Below are 9,040 nucleotides of genomic sequence, written 5' to 3'. Positions count from 1 at the left end.
TGACTATCTCTGCGAGCAGTTACGCTCGCCTAGACTGATTGTTGCGTAAGTCCTAATGATAAATTGATATAAATCGGTAACTTTCCCGATTTTATTAAATAATTACGTATAGTCTAAAAATTTGTGTTAACTTTGTAAGTGATATTGATTATCATTAACATTATTTTTCATTTATGTTACTTTGGATTTATATATGTTGCCTAGCAAATTATCTTCCCTTCAATATTATCTCAGTGACCGTCATCTCAGTAAGGATATCAAAACGACTAAAAAATTTAATGCTTTATATATACCCTCCTTATATCTAGCGCCATTACTCAGTTTATATATTCCTACCACAGCATTGGCAGCCCCATATGAAAATAGCCTGTCCTCAAATGTGCAAACCTTTAATGCGGAACAATTTGCTGAGAGGCAAGAGGTCGCTGAACAAAATAATGGTATTAATGAAATGACATCTGATGACATGCCTACTGTCACCCTTGATGCGATTACTGTTAATGTTCGAGGTATTGAAGAAGACGAGTTAAAGACCCCCTTTGTGGTTGATACGATTGACGCGCAAGAAATTGAAGACAAGCAATATGTGACGGTAACAGATGCCTTGCGAGATGTACCTAGTATAGATATCCACGATGGTGGTAATGTGGGCTACTCGACACTATGGATGCGTGGTACAGGCTCGTTAAGTATTACCAGTCTTGATGATAATTCTGTTGATGTCCGAATAGATGGTATCAGCAATGGTAAAACGGGATTGGCACGAAACTTAATTGATGTTGAAAAAGTTGAAGTCGCAAAAGGTCCTCAAGGGACGCTATTGGGTTCAAGTGCTGAGGCTGGTGGTATCATTATCAAAACCTTTGACCCATCAGATTATACAGAAGGCAGGGTCAGTGTGGGTGTGGGTAATCATAATCTTAAGCGTGGCGAGGCGATGCTAAATCTACCTATAACGGATAATGTTTCTTTTCGCATTGCAGGTATGCTGGAGGAACGTGATAATAGTCTGATAAAACGAGAAGATGGCAAACCGCTTAATAAAAAAGACAAACAAGGCATACAAGCCAAGTTGCGTTGGCATGATGATAACGAAGACAATAATGTCGTCTTAACCGCTTATCATGATGAGCAAACCAATAATGTTCCTGTCCTACAAAAAGATTTTGATACTTATAAAGTTGCCACGTTTAATCTACCACATGAAAATACAAACACCGCTAAGGGCCTGAATTTAGTGGTGAATAGTACCGCTTTTGATTTTGCTGATATAGAGTCAAAAACAGGTTATCACCATTATGATAGCGATATTCTGCGCCCCTACCTACCGCCAGAGATGTTGTCCCTACAATTCAGCGGATACCGAATTCCAGAAGACCAACAGCCCATATTTAGTGAGGTTCTTACCCATCCTGATAACAATCGTCAATACTTAGAGGAATCGATTAAACAGGTTTCGCAAGAAATAACATTGGTCTCTAAGCCAGAGAGCGAAGTCCAGTGGGTCGCAGGACTCTACTTCGCAAACAAAGATAGGGTGTGGAAAAACGATGCCCGAATGAACTTAAATGACATGCCAGATGGGTTATTGAAAAACAGCACTCTTGGTAGTGCGAACAACGCAATTACCGATAAAACATTTGATACCCAGACGAAAGCCATATTTGGTGAAATAACGTATCCTGCGACCGAAAGTCTAGATGTGATAGCAGGGCTACGTTTGGCAAATGAAGAGCAAACACACGATGCCGTTTGGCAAGGCAATGATAATAACCCATTGGGTAATGATGTAAAAAGTGGCAGTAAAACGCTGGAGGACACCGCAACGACGGGACGCTTTGGTTTGAGCTATGCTATAAGTCCTAATTGGCGGGTATATGCACTACAATCACGCGGTCATAAGTTCGGTGGGTTTGCCGATTATGACAATAACATGGCTTATGGTAACCCCCTTGCATATTACAAGCCGACGACAATTGATGCCTCTGAGATTGGTACAAAATATCGCAGTGCAGACAATCGCTTAAATTTGGGGTTGGCACTTTATCGTAACAAAATGAAAGACGACCATATGAGCGTAACAGCCTCACCTCCTGAATATAAAAGTGAAACGTTCAACGTTGATAGCCGTAGTCAAGGTATCGAGCTATCCGCAGATTGGCGAATGACCAATAATTGGCAGATAAAAACCCAACTTGCCTACACCGATGCAAAGGTCACTGATGCTAGCGAAGTACCACCACCCGCTAGACCGGGGATGTTACCGCTAACGGCAGAAGATAACCACATGCCACAAGTGCCAAAATTCAGTGGCAGTATTAGTATGCAATACAACGATGATTTACTGTTTACATTGCCAGTATTTGGTAAAGCGCAGTGGTTCGCTGATGCAAAATATCGCTACGTGGGTGACCGTTATGCGCAAGCGTACAATGGTATTGAGCTTGAGAGTTATGGTTTGGTTGACGCTAGTCTAGGACTCACCAACTACAACCACGAACTAAGCATTTGGGGTAAAAACTTAACAGATGAACGCTACGAGCATATAAAAATATATCCGATGAATGTTGGTATATTAGGAACTGATAGAAGCTATGGTCTTAAATATAGTTATTACTATTAAGACTGTCACTACTATTAAGGTAACAACAGATGAGGATATCTTCCAATCGCAAGCCTTGGGTTTTGCTTGCCAGTATTTATATCACTCAGTATATCGGGCTGGCGTTTATTTTTGCATCTTCAGTCGCTATTATGCGCGATATGGGGATGCCATTAAACAAAATTGCTTTATTAAACATCATTGCCTTACCGCTATTATTAAAGATACTGTACGCCCCATTTATAGATCTTATTCGTCCCGCATTTATGCATAGACGGCTACAAGGACGCTATCGTAGTTGGTTACTTATAGCGCAGTTTTTAATGATGATTTTATTGGTTATCATCGGCATGCTAGATATTGCGACACAGTTTAGTCTAATGATAGGATTAATGCTTGTTTATGCTTTGGCCGTGAGCGTGCAAGATGTTGCGATAGATGGCCTTGCGAACAAAATCTTTAGTAAAAATGAGCGGCAACGAGCAAACAGTGTGCAGTTCTCTGGTAATCTTGTGGGTAATATTATTGGTGGTGGCCTGATACTTATGGCATATCCTTGGCTACAATGGCAAGGGGCACTGCTTGTGCTAGCGTTATTAACAAGTATCTCATGGTTACAACTGCTGCGTTATGTAGAGCCGACAATAGAGTTACCAGAAAATGCTGATACCCGTACAGCCGCTACGCAGTTTGTGCAAAAGACGTCTTTAACGCGCTCGTTAGTTATCTTGTTAGTCGCCATGTGGCAATTTATAAGAAGTAATCTGGCATGGTTTATTTTATTAGTAATTTACCCTGTCGGATTTAGTGCCGGCTTTACCCTATTGAATCCAATACTGGTGGATGCGCACTGGACGTTTGCAGATATAGGTTTTGTGACTAAAGTATACGGTTCTGTGATTGGGGTGATTTCTGCGCTTAGTGCCAGTCTTCTTATTGACAAAATGGGCCGAGTTAAAACATTGCTCATGTTAACGGTAGCGCAAGCTTTGGTACTGATGTTATTTTTACCTCTAAGCTATGGTTACACCAATAAGCTTATGGTATATAGTGCAGTGACCACCTACTTTTTAGTAAACCCTGCACTCATGACGACTGTTGCCACAATTGCGATGGATAAAGCCAGCCTAAAATCTGCCAAAGCCACGTTCTTTACCTTGCAACTGGGTACTTTTTCTTTTATGGGCTTTGTTTGTGCAGGTGTAGCGATGACGGCAGCCAATACGTTTGGCTACAGCAAAGTGCTAATGGCAAGTATCTCTCTCACCCTCATCATTGTCTTATTTATGCGCGCAAAACAAACCATGTTTAATAGCTAGATCTCAGTCACTTAATCTAGGGCGTGTCTTCATTTACAATTTATGGGCTAAAAATGGCTATATTACCGCCAAACTTTGTCTAATTCGTAGTCAATATGTCTATATTAACTGCGAAATTATTCGCGTTTGACAACAATCTATCTCATTTTTATCTCTATAATCCAATTGGAGACATGCCCTAGACAGACCTTAGTCTTAATCAACCTTAAAAGTGGTACACGGCAGATAATTGCAAGTACTACAGTAGTAGGCTAAGCGAGTCTTACATCGTAACTCTTTAAGGGTGGGCAACTATAGTATCGCTTCTACACATTTTCTTCTATTACGCTAGGGTCCGTTAATTGTTTAATAAACCCTAAATTCTATTCACTAGCACAGCACAGGTTACCTTATGCCAGCCACCCGCCCCTTTACGCCGATAGCAGATATAGATGCCAAGTTAGACATCATCGAGCATCTTAATCAAGACCATATCGAAGAAGTACAAGCGATTGCAGCGTATTATTACCCCGATTTAGCAATTACAAATCCTCTTATTATAGATATTTATAAAGAAGGGATGCTGATATCAGCACAGGTAAATAATAAAGCCCAAGAGTTGTTTGTCGATTTTAAACTTGAAGGTGATTTAGAAGAACAGGTGCTTTATTTGGCATATACTGCGATGGCGGAGCAAGGTCGCGATTTAACAGGTAATAAAAAGCATTACTTTGAGGTGATTGGTAAACAAAAATTAACGCCAAACATGACGCGGTTGACGCTACATAGTGAGACACCGCTACCAGAAAATTATGCCGGCTATGCTTATGGAATGATACTAAAAGTACTGAATACCCTCCCCCTTCAGCAGACAGTAGCAGACAAGCAGCAAACCACCTCGCTAACCACCTCCATAAAAGAACAGGTTAACAAACAAGTAAAAAAACGAGGCAATCAAGCATTCTTATGGCTGCTTAAAAAAGTATCTAGTGATAGAAGGCAAAAGATTGTAAAAACCATCAATAAAGATATTCGTCTGTACACACTACGCTCGGCTTGGAAGAGTAAAAAATCTGATTTTAATAATCAAGGTTATATGGATGTGTTCACGCATGGAAATAGTGCAGGTAGCTTATGGATTGAAACAGTAAATTTGGGCGATATTGTTTTTAGTCGTACAGAAACCGATGACAAGCACGCGCATTTACAGGAGGGGCAAACGGTGTTAATTGCTGATGAAACGGCTTATCCTGCTTTGGCGGGTATTCTGGACTTTTGGCAAAACGATATACCGCCTCATATTGTTATCTTAAGTCAACAACCGTTAGAACAAGATTACTTTGACGATAATGAATTTCCGGTAGGAGCGACTATTCATCGTATTGTCAGCCCATATAATCAACAAGGATTAAAAACCCTTGAGATATTAAAAGATATTGAGTCTATAGACGGGGTATGGGGCGCGTTTGAAAGCAAGGCGTGTAAAGTCGTGCGTCATTATTTACGTAATGAGCGCCAGTTAACTGGCAAGCAGAACCATATTAAAGGATATTGGAAAGCCACTACTGATTGATATGGCTAGGCGGCTAGTCCAGCCTAGCTGCCTAGCTGTATATGTTTAAACTTTCTTCGGCATACTATGGCAAGAACAAATGACGACACCGCCAATCCCACTACCATTAATAACCATATGTCTTCAACGCACAGTCTCATTATCCAATTAAATTTAATAGAGAGGATAACGATGGGAACAATAAATAGCCAATAATTGATAAGTATCACCAATAAGGGTTTTACGAAATCTTCAAAACCTCGTAAAACACCACTGATGAGCATTTGCATGGCACTAAAAAATTGAAAAGCAGCGCCATATGTCATCAGAATGGTGGCTATCTCTTTTACGCCATCGTCATTGGTAAAATAGCCCACTATCTTATCATCGTAAACGACTAATAAGGCGGCCATAATCGTTGCATACACCACCGTAACCAACAGGGTGAATATTGCCACTTTTGCAGCGTTTGACGCATCCGCTATACCATTAAAGTAGGCGATGCGAATCGTTGTTGCATTCGCAATAGCCACAGGAATCATAAACGCAACCAAGGTGATGTTTAAAACAATTTGATGCGCAGCAATGTGCCGAATACTGTAGGTGGAGATTAAAAAAGCCAACACGGTTAACGCCATGACTTCGAGTAAAAAAGAAAAACCAATGGGCAATCCTTCTATGAGTAAGCGTTTACTATCTTGTTTGTCTACAGAAACATTATTACCAGAGACCGAATGACCAGCACTGGCAACCCAAGGTAACTGTTGAGTAATCTGTTTTTTTAAAAACATACAAGCGATATACCCACTTACTGCCGTCGCCAGTCCGCATCCCATCCCACCCATTTCAGGAAACCCTAAAAAACCATGGATAAAAATAACATTCAGACAAGCGTTCATAATAACCAGTAGAAAGCTCACTAAAACAATAGGTTTTAGGGTACTATTCCCTTCACCCGTTATTCTATACATAAGCATATGAATAATACCTGGCATCCCAAGGCCAACAAACATTAAATAATTTCTCGTGATTAAACTGACCTCGTCATCTTGAATAAACCAAGTGACTGAAAAGGCTAATAGTTCAATGATTACGAATCCAATAATAGACAGCCAAAAAGCAACGTTTTTGGCATGTAAAAAGAGCTTTTGAGCCGCTATATGTGTATTGCCGTGATAAATGTTATTGGCATCGGCGTTATTGGTATCAACAGTATTGTTAAGGGCGGCAAATTTAGGAACAAAGACATATAACACACCCGTAAAAAAAAGAAAGACAGGTGTCCATATGGCACTGCCTAAACCCACGGCGGCTAGATCTTTATAATTATATTGTCCAGCAACCATCGCATCAACGATACCGAGCGAGGCTTGGCAAAGCTGTATGAGTATCAATGGAATAGCAAGCTTTAAAATAGGTTTAATGATGGTAGAGTTTGTCATTTGGTGGTGTATCAAAAAGTATGCTGCTTAAAATTTGAACAACTTTTAATGCTTTGAAAGCCTTGCAAAACCAGAGAAAGAAGCACGGATTTTTTATGAGATTTTCCCGCCAGCATACTTTTTAGAACACTACCTGTCATTTTAAATAGGCTTCAAAAAATAAGGCGATAGGGGTTTATTACTAAATGCTGGGCGGATACCAGCTTTTATATTGGGTACTTATGCTGCGTTCTTATATACGGTTCGATATATCAGATGGTAGTTGTTGTATACTCAATGGCATAAGTGACTATTTGTAGCATCTCTTTGCACACCTCACGATTGTTAAAATAAAAATGACCGCCTGCAAAAACGTAACTTCCTAGCCAGTTTTCACTATAAGCTGACCAAGCATCCATTTTGGTCTTGTCAGCTATATCCGTGTCGTCATCGCCATATAATGCCAGTAGCGGCACGGTGGTCTTCTTTGGATTGTCTGCTAATAATCTATCGTTCACTAAAAAATCATTACGCAAAATACGTAAAAAGAAAGATAAGGTGTTTTTGTTGTCAAGAATTGCTTTTGGTGTGCCGTTATAATGCGTTAATGCCTCAATTAACTCCTCATCCGTTAATAAATGCTTGAGTGGCATATGCCGAGTATGCTGATAGCTTGGTCTACCACTGACGATAATGAGACTAAGAAAGGGGCGAGTAGACGCATCTAAATAATTAATGACTTTCCAGAGTAACGCTGCTCCCAAACTATGCCCAAAAAGTGCAAAAGAGTGCTGTCTTTTGCTAACGTCTCGATTGATATTTTCAGCGATTTCTTGGGCAAGAACGTCTGGACAATCGCATAATGGCGTGCTCATTTTAATACCATGGCCTGGATATTCTACTGGTATCACATTAAGATAGCTTGGGAGTAGTTTTTGCCAAGCGCTATACAACATAGAGCTACTCCCTGCTGGCGGTAAACAATACATATCATATGTCGTCATGCTTTCCTTTTGTACCCTACGTTTTTTATCATTGATGACGCCTTAAGCGCTTACCGGTGACGTATTTTGAGCGTTATAGAAAGTGTCCCGGTAGCAAAAATATAACATTGCCACTTTTTCGGGCATATCAAGCTCACCTTGAGGCTCATAAGACAAAGCGTTCAAGATCTTCGACATGGGTTTATTCTTGCTATCAGGCTCTACGATAACTTTACGAGCGCGACTGTTTTGGAATATAAAATCCGTTAGGCACCGTATAATGGGTTTAGCATAGCCTTTACCGACGACGTCCGTTTCTCCTAGTAGGATATGAAAGCCCATATCTGCCGCCTTAATATCATAATATAAACGGACACGATCTCGGGCCGCTTCATACACTTCAATGTACCCCACAGCCCTACCATTTATCGTTATGAAATAAAGCTTTTGATGGTCGTCTACAATCATCTTTTCATAGTAGGCCAGTAGTTTAGGCATCGGCTCATTTAATTGCCATTGCGGGATAACGTGTTCTTTATGCATCCAGTCATATATCAGTGGCATATCGTCGGGGTATTGAATTTGCCTTAGTCCATATACTGTGTCCGCTATTTTTTTTTCATAATTATTTGGCAATATTTGCGATAGGTTTGGCATATCAAGCTCTCTTTATTATAGTAAGGCTATTGTAATGCTTTGGGTAGAAAGTCTTGGAACGCTATTTTTTTCTCTACTTGATAATATTCTTCACCCAATATTTGGTTGATGATGATCGAGTTTCTATAACATCCCATGCCGAGATCCGGCACAGAGATACCATGAGAATACAAGCCAACATTTTGCACAAAGATAGTTTCGTCATCATCTATGCTATAGTTCCGAGCGATTTGATAACGCCCCTCCGTGTCATCTCTATTGATTTTTTCAGAGATAGAATGGATAAATTCTGGTGTTTTATATTCGTAGCCTAGTGCTAAAATCAGTGCTTGGGTATCCACCTTAAATTCTTTATTTAAATCTAGATGATTCAGTTGCAAGGAGAGTGTCTGGTCATTTTTTTTCTCTACATCGTTCAAGCGTACGTTAATGAGCATGTTGACATTAATCGGACTTTTTTTCGCTTTGATATGGTAATCCCCCCAATAAATAAGAACACTCATAAATAGAGAGTAACTGCTAGAATA

Annotated in this window: 7 protein-coding genes; 3 read left to right on the top strand and 4 right to left on the bottom strand. The window is 40.1% G+C overall.

Annotated features, from left to right (window positions below; translation table 11 throughout):
• Positions 1-193: 193 nt before the first annotated feature.
• The 3 genes from EI164_RS12340 to EI164_RS12330 all read left to right on the top strand — a co-directional run bounded on the left by EI164_RS12340 (position 194) and on the right by EI164_RS12330 (position 5,473).
• Positions 194-2,623 (top strand): TonB-dependent receptor, encoded by a 2,430-nt coding sequence (locus EI164_RS12340; protein WP_192520255.1) that lies wholly within the window; start codon positions 194-196, stop codon positions 2,621-2,623.
• Between the two features lie 29 nt (positions 2,624-2,652).
• Positions 2,653-3,921, top strand: a complete 1,269-nt coding sequence (locus EI164_RS12335) for an MFS transporter (RefSeq protein ID WP_192520254.1) — start codon at positions 2,653-2,655, stop codon at positions 3,919-3,921.
• 391 nt (positions 3,922-4,312) lie between these two features.
• A complete protein-coding gene (locus EI164_RS12330; RefSeq protein ID WP_192520253.1) occupies positions 4,313-5,473 on the top strand; it encodes a siderophore-interacting protein in 1,161 nt (386 codons plus the stop codon).
• A gap of 23 nt (positions 5,474-5,496) precedes the next feature.
• Here EI164_RS12330 and EI164_RS12325 read toward each other — a convergent pair whose 3' ends face one another.
• The 4 genes from EI164_RS12325 to EI164_RS12310 all read right to left on the bottom strand — a co-directional run.
• The gene (locus EI164_RS12325; protein ID WP_192520252.1) at positions 5,497-6,894 is read right to left on the bottom strand and encodes an MATE family efflux transporter; all 1,398 of its coding nucleotides are present in this window, start codon (positions 6,892-6,894) and stop codon (positions 5,497-5,499) included.
• Between the two features lie 251 nt (positions 6,895-7,145).
• Entirely contained in the window at positions 7,146-7,877 is a 732-nt protein-coding gene (locus EI164_RS12320; RefSeq protein WP_060490650.1) for a thioesterase II family protein, read from the bottom strand.
• Between the two features lie 42 nt (positions 7,878-7,919).
• Positions 7,920-8,513 (bottom strand): GNAT family N-acetyltransferase, encoded by a 594-nt coding sequence (locus EI164_RS12315; protein ID WP_192520251.1) that lies wholly within the window; start codon positions 8,511-8,513, stop codon positions 7,920-7,922.
• Positions 8,514-8,539: 26 nt separating this feature from the next.
• Positions 8,540-9,040 (bottom strand): SidA/IucD/PvdA family monooxygenase (locus EI164_RS12310; protein WP_225739272.1); only part of this gene is annotated, 501 nt, incomplete at its 5' end.

Origin of the sequence: Psychrobacter sp. FME13 (assembly GCF_014861395.1) — a bacterium.
GTDB lineage: Bacteria > Pseudomonadota > Gammaproteobacteria > Pseudomonadales > Moraxellaceae > Psychrobacter.
This window is presented reverse-complemented; position numbering and strand designations above follow the sequence as displayed.

Excerpts from the sequence above, each read along its gene's own strand:
- EI164_RS12340 (WP_192520255.1), top strand. The coding sequence starts at position 194 with ATGTTGCCTAGCAAATTATCTTCCCTTCAATATTATCTCAGTGACCGT.
- EI164_RS12335 (WP_192520254.1), top strand. The coding sequence starts at position 2,653 with ATGAGGATATCTTCCAATCGCAAGCCTTGGGTTTTGCTTGCCAGTATT.
- EI164_RS12330 (WP_192520253.1), top strand. The coding sequence starts at position 4,313 with ATGCCAGCCACCCGCCCCTTTACGCCGATAGCAGATATAGATGCCAAG.
- EI164_RS12325 (WP_192520252.1), bottom strand. The coding sequence starts at position 6,894 with ATGACAAACTCTACCATCATTAAACCTATTTTAAAGCTTGCTATTCCA.
- EI164_RS12320 (WP_060490650.1), bottom strand. The coding sequence starts at position 7,877 with ATGACGACATATGATATGTATTGTTTACCGCCAGCAGGGAGTAGCTCT.
- EI164_RS12315 (WP_192520251.1), bottom strand. The coding sequence starts at position 8,513 with ATGCCAAACCTATCGCAAATATTGCCAAATAATTATGAAAAAAAAATA.